The organism is Corynebacterium sp. c25Ua_89, from assembly GCF_047459735.1.
In the GTDB taxonomy this organism is placed as follows: domain Bacteria; phylum Actinomycetota; class Actinomycetes; order Mycobacteriales; family Mycobacteriaceae; genus Corynebacterium; species Corynebacterium simulans.
The window spans coordinates 62,734-76,693 of sequence record NZ_JASBOD010000003.1 but is presented as its reverse complement, the minus strand read 5'-3'; the positions used below and the strand labels follow the sequence as shown (position 1 = coordinate 76,693).

The following is a 13,960-nucleotide window of genomic DNA, read 5'->3' as shown; positions in this document are numbered from 1 at the left end:
TTTTAAACGCGGTTACCCCCACCAAGGCCCACCAGAGCCAGCACTGCCAGCAGCATCACGGCCACGGCTAGGCCCGCCAGCGCCGCGGCGCCGGGGAGGGCGCCGCCGGTGTGAAGGGCGGCGTCGTAAAGCGCGTTACGGCGGCGCACCCGCCAACCCAGCCAAGCGCAGGCGCTCGCGCCGCCTACGAAGGCGATGAGCTCCGCAATGTTCCACGGCAGCTCACTGCGCAAAACCACCAGAACCACCAGCACGAACGCCAAAAGGCTGCGCTGCCACGACAGCCGGGTGCGCTCCGGCTGCAGCCCTGGGTCATACATTTATGCCCCCGCGCCCACGAGCTGACCTACCAGGATCAGCACGCCGATAAGCAGCACCACCAATACGAGCAGAGGCATCGCGGCATTCGGCGGCAGGGGCTTTTGTTCACGCATCGCGCTTTCCGACGCCGCCCAATGCGTCCACGCCACCGCCGGCAAGACGATGGCGACCACCAGCATGATCACGGAGATGATAAGGGTCAGCGTGCCGTGAATCGGGAGGTCGAAAGCCTGCAGTGCAACGCCGCCTGCGATGAAAGCGAGCGAGGTACGAATCCATGCCAAGAACGTACGCTCGTTGGCCATGCTGAAACGCGGATCGGGCTCTGTGCCTTTTTCATAGACAAAGCGTGGGAACCGGCCATTAGATTTATCCATTGCGTCTTATACTTCCTTAACGCACTGCCTCTTGCCACCCGGCAGGGCGCTGCGCCTTAGGCAGCTTTTGCACCACCGCGGCATAGGATTCCTGGACGAGCTCCCGAACTAACTTGGGGTCTATCGAATCCCCGGGATACACGGTGTACCAATGTCGCTTATTCATGTGATACGCAGGGCCGATGTCGGCATAACCAGCCTGCAAAGCGGAGACATCCTCCGGCGGGGCTTTGAGAATGATGGCCTTCTTTCCACCGAAGGACTTATTCGCAGGCATTGTGGTGGCCAGCATGAACCACTTTCCGCGCACCCGCCAGGCTCGCCAGCCTTCGACGAAGGGATAGGACTCAGCGTCAATGAGTTCTGCTGCAGCATCGCTCGCAATAGAAATAAGCTCTTTTTCGTCCATACGCCGACCTAAAATCCATCGAATTTAAAACGACAATTCCCCAGCTTAATGCGTAGGACTATCAGACGTCCAAGGCGTGGGCTAAGGTGACTGCTACAGACCTAAGCTAAGCAAAAAAATTAAAGGGCCAGTCATGAACAAGATTTTCTTTCTGCTTGCCGTGGTTTTGTTAATCGCGGCCATCTACATGTTCTTTAAATCGCGCCAAGCCAAGGCGGCTAGCGCGCAGGAGACGGGTGATACCTTCTCCAAGGATTACTTCGCCGAGGCCAAAGGCCAAAACGAGTTCAATCCGGAAAACCTTGGTCCGGGTGCAATCATCCGTTACGGCGCCACCGACTACGTCGTCCGCGGCACCCTGACCTTAAATGAGGGCCCTTATTACTGGTACGAGTACCTGCTCGACGGTGGAGATAACTCCTCCTGGCTGGGAGTCGAGGTCGATGAAGGCCAGCTCAATCTCACCTGGTGGACCTCCCGCAAGGGCGCCGGCGTCACGCCAGATCACGGCACCGTGGAATTCGAGGGAGTTACATATAGTGAGGACGAGCGTGGCCATGCGCGCTACACCTCCACCGGCACCACCGGCCTGCCAGAATCCGGCGAGATGCGCTACGTAGATTATTCCGCGGGTAAAAAGCTGCTGGGCTTTGAGGGCTGGGCTAACAATGACAGCTGGGAGGTATCCACCGGCCGTACCATGCTGCCGGGTGAGTTCACCGTGTACCCAGCTCCGAAGGCATAAGCCGCAGTGGAGGTTCTAGATTGCCCCAGCGCTGACGTCAGTGCCGCTGACTTGGGGCTGCGCTTAAACGGCCCGCGCCCGCAGGCGTTGAGCACGACCATGCTTCACGGTTCCGATGGCCTGCGGCTTGAGCTGGATATCATCGGCGCTTCGCATACTGCCAGCGTTTATCGCGGCGAGACACTACTCTTCCGCGAGGAGATCTCCTGCCACTGTGAAGGTCCGCTGCCGCAGGCCTACAGTGAGATGACGGGTTACGAGCTGAAGACGGACGTCGCCAAGCATGGGGCGGATGGCTTCGCCGCAGAATTTCAGCGGGTATCGGGCACGGATTGGCACTCGGCGCAATTTCCTGGGCAGGGCGAGTACCACGTCACCGCCCTCAAGGGCACCGCACCCGAAGACTGCGCAGGCTTCGGGTGGGAAACGGTGCATATGTACCCTGCAGAAGAAGTAATCGTGAAGACTACAAGTAGGTGGATTCCATGAACTATGACAAAGGCTGGAAATGGTCACTGGTCTTCGCCGTACTTTTCGCAGTGATTGGTGGTCTGACTTCACCCGGCGTTACTGGCGCTCCCATCAGGTCAGGCGCCTGTCAGGCAAACAATGTTCAGGCAGAGGCCAACCGCCTTGCAGCAGAGCACAAGCCGAAGGCGCGCCAATTCGATCCCGCAACGGGCACGGAGTACCTGCGCTACCGCAAGCAAATTGTCAAGGTCGAGCCCACTGGCCCGCAGAACTGTTCAGTGCGCGTGGAAAATCTCGATCACTTCCACGACGGCACCTATATCTTCTTAGGTCCCGGTTTTAGTCCCTCCTCCCCTTCCCGTTCTTCCGGCGGCTCCTCCGGGTCTTCCGGCGGCGTGAAATAGAAAGGCTTTAGTTCATGCTCGATTCAATCCTGGCCACCTTTGCTTATTTCGGCGTTGCAGCGGTACTGCTACTTGCCGGCTTCGTAGTTCTGGATCTGCTCACCCCGGGCAAGCTTTACCGCGCTGTCTTCGTTGATCATCACGTCAACGCTGCGGTCATCGCTTCCGCCCAGCAGATTGCCCTGGGAGCGGTGCTGGTTACCGCCATCGTGCACTCTTTTGACCTGCTAGAAACCGCTGTCTACGGCCTAGTCGGCATCGTGCTGCAGGCACTAGCGTTGGTCATTTTGGAGGCGCTTATCCCCGGCCGTTTCCGGGATCTGGTGGAAGATACCAAGCCCCGCGCGGGCACCTTTTGCGCGAGCGTCATCCTCATCGTCATCGGCGCAATCAATGCCGCATGCCTGACCTAAACGCTTCCCCCGCCGCAGATTCGCTGGTCCGCTCGCGCGCCTGGCGGATAGCTCTGCTTATCTCCGTCTGTATCTGCGCAGCTTCGGGCTTGGTCTACGAGCTGGCCTTGCTGACGCTGTCCACGAGCCTCAACGGCGGCGGCATCGTAGAGACCTCACTGATCGTGGCAGGCTACGTCGCCTCCTTAGGCCTGGGCGCGTTGATGGCCAAGCCATTCTTGTCGTGGCCGGCGAGTTCTTTCCTCATCGTCGAAACCTTGCTTGGCCTGTGCGGCGGCGTGAGCGCCGTGGTGCTCTACATGGTCTTCGCGCTTGTCGGCCAGTCCACCCTCATTTTGGTCGTAGCGACGCTGCTCATTGGCGTTTTGGTGGGTATGGAAGTGCCACTGCTTATGACGCTGATTCAGCGCGGGCGTACCTCGAATGCTGAGGATTCCGGCTCGGTGGTGGCCAACCTCAACTTCGCGGATTACGTCGGCGGCCTGCTGGGCGGTTTGGCATGGCCATTTATCTTGCTGCCGTGGCTGGGCATGATTCGTGGCACCGCTGCGGCCGGCTTAGTCAACCTCATCGCCGCACTCGTGGTTGCGCTGCTTCTACTGCGCACGGTGCTCTCCGGCAAGCAGCTTCTAATGCATGTCCTCGCGCTGCTGGGCGCTATCGCCTTGCTGCTTACTCTCATCATCCGCAGCGAATCCATAGTGGTAACCGCCCGGCAATCGCTCTACGAAGATCCTGTCATTTACGCCCATACCTCGGATTACCAGGACATCGTGGTGACCAAACGCGGCAAGGATTCACGCCTCTATCTCAACGGTGGCCTGCAATATTCCTCCCGCGATGAGTATCGCTACACCGAGTCCCTAGTCTATCCCGTGCTGCCTGCCGAGCCGGGCGGGCGAGTGCTCGTCATTGGCGGCGGCGATGGCTTAGCCGCGCGCGAGCTGCTCAAGATGGACTTTAAGGTCACCCAGGTCGAGCTCGATCCCGAGGTGGTGAACGTGGCCAACACGGTCCTGCGCGAGGACAACGGGGGCGCCATGGAAGATCCGCGCGTGCGGATCCTCAACGAGGACGCGTTTACCTGGCTACGATCGGGTGGTGATCACACGCTTTACGACGCCGTCCTCATCGATCTACCCGACCCCGACTCCGCCGCCATGGCCCGCCTTTACTCGGAAGAGTTCTACTCCATGGCGCACAAGATGCTCGCTCCCGGCGGCAAGATGGTCGTGCAGGCAACCAGCGCCTTTAGTACTCCCGATGTGTTCTGGCGTATCGATTCCACACTGCGTTCCGCCGGCTGCCCCACCGTGCCTTATCACGTGCACGTGCCCACCTTTGGTGACTGGGGCTTTGTGGCCTGCGCGGAGAAAATCTCCATGCCCAGCTTCGCTCCCCCGCTGCGCTACCTCAATGATGCGACTCTTGAGGCCGCGCAATCTTTCGGTTTAGATAACCAACCGCGCAACCTGCCGGCCTCCACGCTCGATCATCCTTATGTGGTCGATGACCTGCGCCGCGGATACCGCCAGGCAGGGGAATAAGAAGCCTAAGACCCAGCCTCGGAGAACTTCTCCAAGGCGATGGGGCTGCCGGCAATCACGATGAGATCCGTCGGGTTCAATTGCTGACCTTTCTCAACAGGCATCCAGCAGCCATAGTCCTTGCGCACTGAGACCAGCTGCACGCGATGTTTTTCCCACGTTTTCTGCGGATCTAGTGGGGTTTGCACCAAGTGCGCGGGCGGGGTGAGCTTGGTAACGCCATAGTCCTCGGCGATTTCGGCGAAATCTTCGAACTTGCCGCCGAGCAAGTGCGCAATGCGGCGGCCAGTGTCGCGTTCTGGGCGGATGACGTGGTGTACGCCCAGCTGCAGCAGGATGCGTGCATGCGCGTCGGAGTCCGCCTTCGCCCAAATGTCCTTTACGCCGAGTTCCACCAGATTTGAGGCGGTCAAAATGGAGTCCTCTAGGTGCGAGCCGATGGCCAGCACCACGCGGTCCACCTCGTCGATGCCCAGCTGATGCAAGACCTCGGCGTCGGTTGTATCAGCTTGTACTACCTCGGTGAGAACCGGCGAATAATCGCGCACGAACTTCTCGCAATTGTCGATGCCAAGCACCTCAACGCCATGATCCATAAGTTCACGTGCCAGGGAAAAACCGAAGCGCCCCAAGCCGATGACCACCACTGCGGGGATGTCGATGGATTGATTTTCGCGGCGCAGCGCGCCGAAGATGTTAGCCAATGAACGGCCTTTCTACTGGGTAGCGATAGTGACGAGTTACCGTGCGCGCGGCCAAAGCGGCCACCAACGTGGTCGGCCCGACGCGACCAAGGTACATGATGAAGCACAAAATAATCTGAGAAGGCGCGGTCAGGCTGGCCGTAATTCCTGTGGACAGACCAACGGTAGCGAAAGCCGAGAGCACCTCGAAAGTGATCTGGTCGGTGGAGAATTGCGGGTTCAAAACCACCAGGCTTCCAACTCCGAACATCACCACCGCCGCACCGGCCACAGTCAGGGCGAGCGCCTGGCGCGTAATCGAATACGGCAAACGGCGCTTACCGATGGTGGTGTCCTCACGGCCCAGGAACTCCGCCGCCATCGCCACAACGAGCACGCAGGTGGTGGTCACCTTCACGCCGCCGGCCGTACCGGCGGATCCGCCGCCGATGAACATCAAGATGTCCGAGGCCATCAAAGTAATGGAATGCGCATGCCCGTAGTCGATGGCATTAAAGCCCGCGGTACGCGGCGAAGCACTCATAAAGAAGCTATTGAGCAGCTTGGTGCCAAACGACATGTCCGCCAGCACGCCGGACCACTCGGCCACCAAGAAAAACGCCATGCCGCCGAAGAGCAAAATGGCAGTTCCCACCAGCGTCATCCGCGCGGTAATGGACATGTGGTGCACGCGCGGCGCACGCCCTCGCAGAGCGAGCTTGATCCGGCCGCGGATACGGCGCACTATCTCCGCCAACATGGGATAGCCCAAGCCACCCACGATGAGCGCAAAGGCCACCGGCAGCAGAATCCACGCATCGGTATTAAAACCAATCATATTGTCCGAGTACGTACTAAAACCCGCGTTGTTAAATGCCGAAATCGCGTGGAAGACGCCCTCCCACATCGCGCGCAGCACTGGGACGCCATGTGCGAAATGCAGGCGTAGGGCCAAGAGGACAGCAACTGCAGCCTCGCAAACGAGGGTGACGAGAAAGGTAAACAAGAGAGTACGGCGAATGCCGCCGGCTACGGGGCGGCCCTCGGCGGCCGTCGAGCGCCGCGCCTTCAAGCTGATGCGTCCGGTTAAAAGCATGCCGGATAAGGAGGCAAGCGACATGATTCCCAAGCCGCCGAGCTGGATGAGGGCGATAATTACCACTTGGCCGAAGGGAGTCCAGTACGTGCCGGTGTCTTCAACGATGAGACCAGTCAGAGAAACAGCGGAAGTCGCTGTAAAGAAAGCGTGTAAAGGAGGAGTCCACTGCGATCCTTCGGTAGAAAATGGCAGCATCAGCAGGAATGCCCCCAGCATGATGAGCAGAAAAAAGCCCAAAGCTGTCACGCGTGCAGGGCCAAAGATGCGGCTTCGGTTCTGCAAAGATCTTCGTTTCACAAATAGGGATATTAGACCTGTTAGGGCGATTTACCATTTTATAAGTGAGTCATTTTTCTTGAAGGCTCGGCACATCGCGGGTACACAGGGGACATGAGTACTTTTGCACTTGAGAACCCAAACACTGGCGTCTCTGAGGAGACCTTTGACCGCATCAATGACTCTGACCGTGACGCGATCCTGGACCGCTCCACGGAAGCCTTCAAGAGCTGGTCCCGCACCTCAATCGAGGAGCGTGCAGCCATCCTCTTCCGCACTGCAGAACTCTATGAAGAAAATGCAGACAAGCTAGCCGAGCACATCGGCCGTGAGATGGGTAAGCTCACGCGCTGGGCAAAGGGCGAGATTCAAATCGTCGCTGACATCTACCGCTGGTACGCCGAGCACGCTCACGAGCTGCTCGCGCCCGAGTACTTGGCGGCCCAGGGCGCGCAAAAGACTGTTGTTAAAAAGGAGCCGCTCGGCCCGCTGCTGGGCGTTATGCCATGGAACTTCCCGTACTACCAGGTTGCCCGCTTCGCGGCGCCAAACCTTTTGCTGGGTAACACCATCGTGCTCAAGCACGCTTCCATCTGCCCGCTGTCTTCCCAGGCCTGCCAGGATCTCCTGGAAGAGGCAGGTCTGCCGAAGGACGCTTTCATCAACATCTACGCTTCCGGCTCCCAGATGGATGCCTTCGTGGCGGACAAGCGCATCAAGGGCGTTTCCCTCACCGGCTCTGAAGCAGCCGGCGCTGCGGTGGCAAAGACCGCGGGTGAGAACTACAAGAAGTCCGTGCTGGAGCTCGGTGGCAACGACCCATTCATCATCATCGATGACAAGAAGCTCGAGTGGACCCTCGATCAGTTCGTACCTATCCGCATGTACAACACCGGCCAGGCCTGCAACGCCCCAAAGCGCCTGATTGTGTTGGAGGATTTCCACGATCGCACCCTCGACTACCTGGTGGAGAAGATCGGCAACCTCAAGGTCGGCCCATACGACGACGAGAATGCCGACATCGGCCCACTGTCCTCCATCGGTGCCCGCGACGAAATCATCGAGCGCCTCGACAAGGCTGTTGCCGATGGCACCGCCACCGTCCGTGTGGGTGGCAAGAAGGTAGACCGCGACGGCGCCTACATGGAGCCAACGCTGCTTAGCGACGTGGATCCTTCCGCCGAGATCGCCTGCAACGAGATCTTCGGTCCAGTCGCAGTCATCTACAAGGCAAAGGACATCGACGAGGCCATCGCGATTGCCAACAACTCTGACTATGGCCTCTCCAGCTCCGTGTGGGGTTCCGACCTCGACAAGGCCTTCGAGGTGGCGCAGCAGCTTAACGACGGCATGACCTTCGTCAACGAGGCTTCCGTCACCGCTGCCGGCCTCCCGTTCGGCGGCATTAACCGCTCCGGCTACGGCCGCGAGCTCGAGCGCTGGGGCGTGGGCGAGTTCGTCAACGAGCACCTCTACCGCGTCAGCGGCCAGGACGACGCGGGCCTCTCCCCGGCGATGTAAGTACACCGAGCCCGCTCTTCCGGAGCCGCACCCCCGTCCTGCCAGCTCATCACTGGTGGGGCGGGGGTTCATCTTTTACTGCGGCCACAAATGGTGAGGTCACCACGTAACCACTGAGGTTCGTGTTAAACGCTGTGATTATTGTTAGGCGACCTCACCATTTACTCCTCACCATCTAGACCTCACCACCTAGCGGCAACCCTCACCACCTAGCGGCAACCACGGTGCAGCACAAGGACGCCCCTAAGACCGATAAAGAGTCCAAGCGCAACATCCCACGCAAAACATGCAAACGCTCCCGGAGGCCGTGCGGTTGAACTAGCCTGCGGGAGCGTTTGAAGGTTTTAGAAGCTTTTACTTCTGCAGACCTTCAGCGATTGCCTCGAAGATGCCGCCGAGGATTTCGAGAACGGTGGATGCGATTTCCATGATGGAGTCCTAACTGTAAAAGGGTCATTAACAAGTGGAACTGGGCTTTGCCTGAATCCACCTAGGACCATACTTCCGCTACCGTAAGTAAGCTACCCCTAACCACGCTTCGACCACCGAAAATGGCCCAAATTTAGCTTTATATTCAGGCGAAATATACTTTAGTATCCTCCTTCGCGCGTGCCCAATGCACGAGGTTTTAATTGAGCTCAATGATGGTAAAAATAAAGTGTGCATAAATAAGAGTTTTAACTATGAAAGTAGATACCTATGGCTATTTCTGAAGTCCGCGAGCCACGATCAATGACCGCCGCTGACACCAATAGCCGCATTGCAACATTGATCGTCGACGACGATCCCTTTGTCCGCTCATCGCTGAAGACCTACTTCTCATGCACTGCCGACATTCACGTCGTCGCCGAGGCCAGCACCGGCGTCGAAGCCCTTTCGCTTCTCGACCAAATCGACATCGATGTCATCATCGCCGATATTCACATGCCCGAGATGGACGGAATAACGCTCTTGCGCGAGGCCAAGAAGCGGCCCACCCCACCGGCATTCGTAGCAATCACCGCTTTAGACACTGACAAAACAATGATCGAGGTCTTAACCAACGGAGGGGCCGGCTACGTTGTAAAAAGCAGCAAGCCGGCCACAATGTATGCCGCTGTGCGCGAGGCGGTAAACGGTGGCACAGCCGTATCGCCGCACGCGCTAACCCGCCTGGTTGACTACCTTCCCCATTCCGATTCCCATGCAGAGGGCGATAACGACAAAGAATCCAGCGTTATCGAGTTCAATGAGAAGTACGCCTTACTCACCGATACTGAGAAGCAAATCTTGAGCTACATCTGCGAAGGGCGCTCAAACGCAGAGATCGCCAAGTCGATGCACTACGCACAATCGACCGTTAAGAAGCAGATTTCCCACCTAATGTCCGTCTTCGCGGTGAGCTCCAGGCTCAGCCTGGCAATAACCGCACTGCCCCACATCGGGGTCTAAGCAAAAAGTCTCGAGACAGCGAGTAAACGATGTCTCGAGACTTCTCAAGTGGCGGAGACGAGAGGATTTGAACCTCCGGACCTGCGCAAGCAAGTCAACTCCTTAGCAGGGAGCCCCATTCGGCCGCTCTGGCACGTCTCCAGCGATTCGCAATGAATCTTCGCTTACTTTACCCGAGCCCCTCCACGCGTGCCAAACAGCCCCCTCACTACCGTCTAACTGCTCAAGTTATAACGGCGATTAAGCGCCGCATGCAGCTTCAATGCCACATACAAAGCGGCACAGCGCCAGCCATCTTCGAGGGCAGCCGAGCCCAGGATCTCACGGACGCGGTCTAGGCGATAATGCAAAGTAGCACGGTGAATATAGAGCGCGGCGGCTGTGTCATTGACGTTGCGGGAATGCTCGAAATAACAAAGCAGACTTTCCCAGTAGCTATTGCGCTCGGCGTCTAAAAGCAGTGCGGCATCGGGGCTCAGCGCGCGCACGGTAGCCGGACTCAGATCCCATCCCAACAGCGCGCGCCAAGCGCCAGCCGCAGCCCAGTCCATCGCAGGTTTCCCGGTTAGCCGCGCAACGTCGGCCATGAAACGAGCCCGACGCGCAGTAGGCGCACTGCCCCGCGCACCAATTCGCGTTCCCGCCGTAAGGGCCGCGGAAGCAACCTCCTCAATCAGCGTTTTCGTGTCTTGCTCGTCGCGCGGGGATTCCACGATGATGAGCGAATCATGCAAGTCCAGGGCCAGAAACGGACGCCGCCGCAGCGGACGGGCGAGCTCCATCGTCAGCTGAACTAAATCACCGTCTACGTCGATACGATGAATGAGCACGTCCCCATCACGCGGCAAAAGGTCGCGCTCGCGGGCTATAGCCAGCGCACTTTCATCACCCGCAACGATGTCACGGGTTAAGTCACCAAGTTGCTGCGCACGAGTGGCCAGATAAGCATCGCGCTCGTCTACCAACTTGGTCAGCGTGCTCAGTTGCGGGGAAACGGAGGCAAGAGCGGCGTCGGAAAGCGCGTGCTCATCAATGATCCACACGTGCCCTACCAGGTCAGGGCCGTGGCGCAACGGAACAACCACGCGCGGGAGCATGTCGTATTCCGCATTCGCCGGCAGGCGCACCGGGGCAGAAGATTCCTGAATGCCATAACTGAGCATCCACGGGATCGGCTCCGGCGGCGGGGTACGCTCCAGAATCGAGGCCACGCGGTGACTATCCACGGCGCCCAACTGCGCGCTTGCCGCAATCACGTTGATAGAAGGAGTGGTTACCTCCACGGAGCATTGCAACTGCCGCGCGATGTCATCGGCTAGCTCTTGAATCCGTGCCAGGTTCGGCGCCGTCAGTTTCGACATATGTCAAAGATAGTTCTCTATTTTGACTAATGACAACAAAAATGTGACCTACGATAATCGGAAAAGCACGTTTTATCGCTAACAAAAGAAAGGACTCGCAATGCAGACTACTGTCGGCGAATTTATCCTTGATCGCTTGAAGGCCATCGGCATCACCGAAATCATCGGTGTCCCAGGTGATTTCAACTTGAGCTTCCTCGAGCAGATCGACGAAGACAAGGACATCCGATTCGTCGGCGCCTGCAATGAGCTGAACGCGGCCTATGCCGCTGATGGCTACGCCCGCCAGCGCGGCGTCGGCTGTCTGCTCACCACCTACGGCGTGGGCGAGCTTTCTGCGCTCAACGGCATCGCGGGTGCTCGCGCAGAGCACGTTCCGATGGTCTCCATCGCTGGCGCTCCGCCGCAGTACGCCACCGAGTTCGGTTGGAACCTGCACCACTCGCTTGCCGACGGCGACTTTGCCAACATGCTCGACGCCATCGCACCGTTTACCGAGGTAGCCACCCGCGTTTCCCCGATGAACGTGGTCGAGGAATTCGACCGCGCCCTGCACACCTGCCTGCGCGAGAAGCGCCCGGTGCACATCCAGATCCCTTCCGATATCACGCACCTGACCATCGAGGTCCCGGATACCCCGTTCAGCACCGAGCTGGCTACCTCCGACCAGGAGCGCCTCAACGCCGCCGCCAATCGCGTGCTCGAGGCGCTGGCTGCGGCCAAGGATCCCATCTTCCTGATCGACCAAGACACCGATCGCCACGGTTTTACCGAGAAGTTCCGCGCCATCATCGACAAGGCCCAGCTGCCGTACTCCCAGCTTTCTTCCGGCAAGGCCATCCTGTCCGAGCGCGACCCGCTGTTCATCGGCACCTACAACGGCGCCGCTTCCGCCCCGGGCGTTCAGGAGCGCATCGAAAACTCCGACTTCCTGGTCACCACCAACCCACGCTTCATCGAGGTCAACTCCGGTTCCTTCACCCACAATCTGGATAAGGCGCACGTGTTCAACTTTGGCGATCAGCACCTCAACGCTGACGGCGAGTACTTCGTGGGCATCAATACGCTTGAGCTTCTCGACGTCCTCGTCGAGCGCATCCCAGCCAAGGAAGCCGCCGCGGGCGAGAAGTTTGAGCTGCCGGCCTTTGAGCAAGACGAGTCAGCACCGCTGACCCAGGAGCGCATCTGGAACCAGATGGTTCACTTCCTCAAGGAAGACGACGTGGTCATCGCCGAGGCGGGTACTTCCAACATCGGCCTGGGCCCGCTGCGTATGCCGGAGGGCGTGCAGTACATCAACTCCACCATCTGGGGTTCCATCGGCTTTACCCTGCCTGCCGTGCTGGGCTCCCAGCTGGCAAACCCGGAGCGCCGCCACGTGCTCTTCATCGGCGATGGTTCCTTCCAGCTAACAGCCCAGGAGCTTTCTACCATCCTGCGCCAGGAGCTCAAGCCCATCATCGTTCTGGTCAACAACGATGGCTACACCATCGAGCGCTACATCCTGGGCATGGAGCAGGAGTACAACGCCATCCAGAACTGGAACTACAACGAGCTGCCGAAGGTCTTCAAGGCAGATACCACCATGGAGTCCTACGCAGCGAAGACCGAGGGCGAGCTGGCTAAGGCGCTCGCGGACATTTCTGAGCACCCGGAACGCGGCGCCTTCCTTGAGGTTCAGCTCGACGCTTTTGATGCACCGAAGGGCCTGCAGGCGTTCGGCCCACTCACGGCGGAGTTTGACTACGGCCCTCGCGGTCCGCGCAACCCGGAAACCTCTTCCCAGGGCTAAGGTGGTTGCCATGATTCGATCCGATCTTTCCTCCCTGCCCGTCTATGTTCCCGGTGCCCGCAACGAGACTGCTTTGAAGCTGTCTTCCAATGAGGCCACCCAGCCTCCGCTTCCGGAGGCGCTCAAGGCCATGGAGGCCGCGGCTGGCGACGCCAATCGTTACCCAGACATGGGCGTCGTCGAGCTGCGCACTGCACTCGCAGAGCACCTTGGCCTGACGCTCGATGAGGTGGCCGTGGGAACGGGTTCTTCTGCCATCTGCCAGCAGCTGGTACAAATCACCTGCCAGCCTGGCGATGAAGTGGTTTTCCCGTGGCGTTCCTTCGAGGCCTATCCAATCTTCGCCCACGTGGTTGGCGCGACGCCGGTTCCGGTCCCACTGAATGAGGAGCACCGCGTGGACTTGCCGGCGATGGCCAAGGCCGTGACGGAAAAGACCAAGGTTATCTTCGTATGCAATCCGAATAACCCCACCGGTTCGATCATCACTCGCGAGGAATTCGACGAGTTCCTGGCGGCCGTGCCGGATGACATCATCGTGGCATTGGACGAGGCTTACATCGAGTACAACCGCAACGACTCCCTGCCGCTGGCCACCGACTACGTCAAGACGCACCGCAACGTCGTGGGCCTGCGCACTTTCTCCAAGGCCTACGGCCTAGCGGGCGTGCGCGTGGGCTATGCCTTCGGCGACAAAGAGATCATTGAGGCATTGAACAAGGTAGCCATCCCGTTCTCCGTGAACACGGTGGCTCAGGTCGGCGCCCTGCACTCTCTGGCGGCACAGGATTCCCTGCGTGAGCGCACTGATGAGACCGTCCGCCAGCGCGAGCGCGTCACCGGACACTTTGCTAAGTTCGGCGTTCCTTCTTCCGAGGCCAACCACATCTGGTTCCCGGCAGCAAACATCACCGAACTGGGCACCCCACAAGAAGTCGCTGCCAAGCTCGCCGAAAACGGCGTGCTGGTTCGCGCCTTCGACGAAGGCGTGCGCATCTCCATCACCACCGCTGAGGAGACCGATGTACTCCTCAAGGCGTGGGAGGCTGCTTTCGGCGTCTAAAGCGGCAAAGCGGGTAAAAGATCACCGAAAGGGGTTGCCACCAATGC

Annotated in this window: 15 protein-coding genes and 1 tRNA gene; 9 read left to right on the top strand and 7 right to left on the bottom strand. The window is 59.1% G+C overall.

Annotated elements, in window-relative coordinates; translation table 11 throughout:
• Positions 1-2 precede the first annotated feature (2 nt).
• The 3 genes from QKB66_RS05770 to QKB66_RS05760 are packed head-to-tail and all read right to left on the bottom strand — an operon-like array spanning position 3 to position 1,107.
• Entirely contained in the window at positions 3-320 is a 318-nt protein-coding gene (locus QKB66_RS05770) for a DUF202 domain-containing protein (protein ID WP_311518871.1), read from the bottom strand.
• Positions 321-698 (bottom strand): YidH family protein, encoded by a 378-nt coding sequence (locus QKB66_RS05765; RefSeq protein ID WP_414252893.1) that lies wholly within the window; start codon positions 696-698, stop codon positions 321-323.
• A gap of 16 nt (positions 699-714) precedes the next feature.
• The gene (locus tag QKB66_RS05760; RefSeq protein ID WP_414252892.1) at positions 715-1,107 is read right to left on the bottom strand and encodes an MmcQ/YjbR family DNA-binding protein; all 393 of its coding nucleotides are present in this window, start codon (positions 1,105-1,107) and stop codon (positions 715-717) included.
• 133 nt (positions 1,108-1,240) lie between these two features.
• Here QKB66_RS05760 and QKB66_RS05755 point away from each other — a divergent pair, with 133 nt between their 5' ends.
• The 5 genes from QKB66_RS05755 to QKB66_RS05735 are packed head-to-tail and all read left to right on the top strand — an operon-like array spanning position 1,241 to position 4,687.
• A complete protein-coding gene (locus QKB66_RS05755; protein WP_414252891.1) occupies positions 1,241-1,852 on the top strand; it encodes a DUF4178 domain-containing protein in 612 nt (203 codons plus the stop codon).
• A gap of 6 nt (positions 1,853-1,858) precedes the next feature.
• Complete coding sequence (locus QKB66_RS05750) at positions 1,859-2,341, top strand: DUF2617 family protein (RefSeq protein WP_414252890.1); 483 nt, start codon at positions 1,859-1,861, stop codon at positions 2,339-2,341.
• On the top strand, positions 2,338-2,727 hold the full coding sequence (locus QKB66_RS05745; RefSeq protein ID WP_005530417.1) for a DUF4247 domain-containing protein: 390 nt from the start codon (positions 2,338-2,340) through the stop codon (positions 2,725-2,727). Before QKB66_RS05750 ends, QKB66_RS05745 begins: the two co-directional genes overlap by 4 nt.
• 14 nt (positions 2,728-2,741) lie before the next feature.
• Positions 2,742-3,140 (top strand): DUF350 domain-containing protein, encoded by a 399-nt coding sequence (locus QKB66_RS05740; protein WP_061920035.1) that lies wholly within the window; start codon positions 2,742-2,744, stop codon positions 3,138-3,140.
• Positions 3,128-4,687: a polyamine aminopropyltransferase gene (locus QKB66_RS05735; RefSeq protein WP_414252889.1), complete on the top strand. Its 1,560-nt coding sequence runs from the start codon at positions 3,128-3,130 to the stop codon at positions 4,685-4,687. The genes QKB66_RS05740 and QKB66_RS05735 overlap by 13 nt, the downstream gene beginning before the upstream one ends.
• Before the next feature lie 5 nt (positions 4,688-4,692).
• Here the strand turns inward: QKB66_RS05735 and QKB66_RS05730 are convergent, their stop codons facing one another.
• Positions 4,693-5,391, bottom strand: a complete 699-nt coding sequence (locus tag QKB66_RS05730; protein WP_414252888.1) for a potassium channel family protein — start codon at positions 5,389-5,391, stop codon at positions 4,693-4,695.
• Positions 5,384-6,685 carry a TrkH family potassium uptake protein gene (locus tag QKB66_RS05725; protein WP_414252997.1) on the bottom strand — a complete coding sequence of 434 codons (1,302 nt, stop codon included), beginning with the start codon at positions 6,683-6,685 and terminating at the stop codon, positions 5,384-5,386. Before QKB66_RS05725 ends, QKB66_RS05730 begins: the two co-directional genes overlap by 8 nt.
• A gap of 174 nt (positions 6,686-6,859) precedes the next feature.
• Here QKB66_RS05725 and QKB66_RS05720 point away from each other — a divergent pair, with 174 nt between their 5' ends.
• Together QKB66_RS05720 and QKB66_RS05715 are read left to right on the top strand one after the other, a co-directional pair.
• A complete protein-coding gene (locus QKB66_RS05720) occupies positions 6,860-8,266 on the top strand; it encodes an NAD-dependent succinate-semialdehyde dehydrogenase (protein ID WP_414252887.1) in 1,407 nt (468 codons plus the stop codon).
• A gap of 699 nt (positions 8,267-8,965) precedes the next feature.
• Positions 8,966-9,697, top strand: coding sequence for a response regulator (locus tag QKB66_RS05715; protein ID WP_414252886.1), 732 nt, complete (start codon positions 8,966-8,968; stop codon positions 9,695-9,697).
• Between the two features lie 49 nt (positions 9,698-9,746).
• Here the strand turns inward: QKB66_RS05715 and QKB66_RS05710 are convergent.
• Both QKB66_RS05710 and QKB66_RS05705 read right to left on the bottom strand, forming a co-directional pair.
• Positions 9,747-9,838: transfer RNA gene (locus tag QKB66_RS05710), tRNA-Ser, on the bottom strand.
• 74 nt (positions 9,839-9,912) lie between these two features.
• A complete protein-coding gene (locus QKB66_RS05705; RefSeq protein WP_414252885.1) occupies positions 9,913-11,058 on the bottom strand; it encodes a PucR family transcriptional regulator in 1,146 nt (381 codons plus the stop codon).
• A gap of 100 nt (positions 11,059-11,158) precedes the next feature.
• Here QKB66_RS05705 and QKB66_RS05700 point away from each other — a divergent pair, with 100 nt between their 5' ends.
• Both QKB66_RS05700 and hisC read left to right on the top strand, forming a co-directional pair.
• Complete coding sequence (locus QKB66_RS05700; RefSeq protein WP_414252884.1) at positions 11,159-12,850, top strand: alpha-keto acid decarboxylase family protein; 1,692 nt, start codon at positions 11,159-11,161, stop codon at positions 12,848-12,850.
• Positions 12,851-12,860: 10 nt separating this feature from the next.
• Positions 12,861-13,913, top strand: a complete 1,053-nt coding sequence (gene hisC / locus QKB66_RS05695) for a histidinol-phosphate transaminase (protein WP_414252883.1) — start codon at positions 12,861-12,863, stop codon at positions 13,911-13,913.
• Positions 13,914-13,960 lie beyond the last annotated feature (47 nt).

Coding starts and splice junctions, on each gene's coding strand:
- QKB66_RS05715 (WP_414252886.1), top strand. CDS start 8,966: ATGGCTATTTCTGAAGTCCGCGAGCCACGATCAATGACCGCCGCTGAC.
- QKB66_RS05760 (WP_414252892.1), bottom strand. CDS start 1,107: ATGGACGAAAAAGAGCTTATTTCTATTGCGAGCGATGCTGCAGCAGAA.
- QKB66_RS05765 (WP_414252893.1), bottom strand. CDS start 698: ATGGATAAATCTAATGGCCGGTTCCCACGCTTTGTCTATGAAAAAGGC.
- QKB66_RS05720 (WP_414252887.1), top strand. CDS start 6,860: ATGAGTACTTTTGCACTTGAGAACCCAAACACTGGCGTCTCTGAGGAG.
- QKB66_RS05745 (WP_005530417.1), top strand. CDS start 2,338: ATGAACTATGACAAAGGCTGGAAATGGTCACTGGTCTTCGCCGTACTT.
- QKB66_RS05755 (WP_414252891.1), top strand. CDS start 1,241: ATGAACAAGATTTTCTTTCTGCTTGCCGTGGTTTTGTTAATCGCGGCC.
- QKB66_RS05705 (WP_414252885.1), bottom strand. CDS start 11,058: ATGTCGAAACTGACGGCGCCGAACCTGGCACGGATTCAAGAGCTAGCC.
- QKB66_RS05770 (WP_311518871.1), bottom strand. CDS start 320: ATGTATGACCCAGGGCTGCAGCCGGAGCGCACCCGGCTGTCGTGGCAG.
- QKB66_RS05735 (WP_414252889.1), top strand. CDS start 3,128: ATGCCTGACCTAAACGCTTCCCCCGCCGCAGATTCGCTGGTCCGCTCG.
- QKB66_RS05700 (WP_414252884.1), top strand. CDS start 11,159: ATGCAGACTACTGTCGGCGAATTTATCCTTGATCGCTTGAAGGCCATC.
- QKB66_RS05725 (WP_414252997.1), bottom strand. CDS start 6,685: ATGCTGGGGGCATTCCTGCTGATGCTGCCATTTTCTACCGAAGGATCG.
- QKB66_RS05740 (WP_061920035.1), top strand. CDS start 2,742: ATGCTCGATTCAATCCTGGCCACCTTTGCTTATTTCGGCGTTGCAGCG.
- hisC (WP_414252883.1), top strand. CDS start 12,861: ATGATTCGATCCGATCTTTCCTCCCTGCCCGTCTATGTTCCCGGTGCC.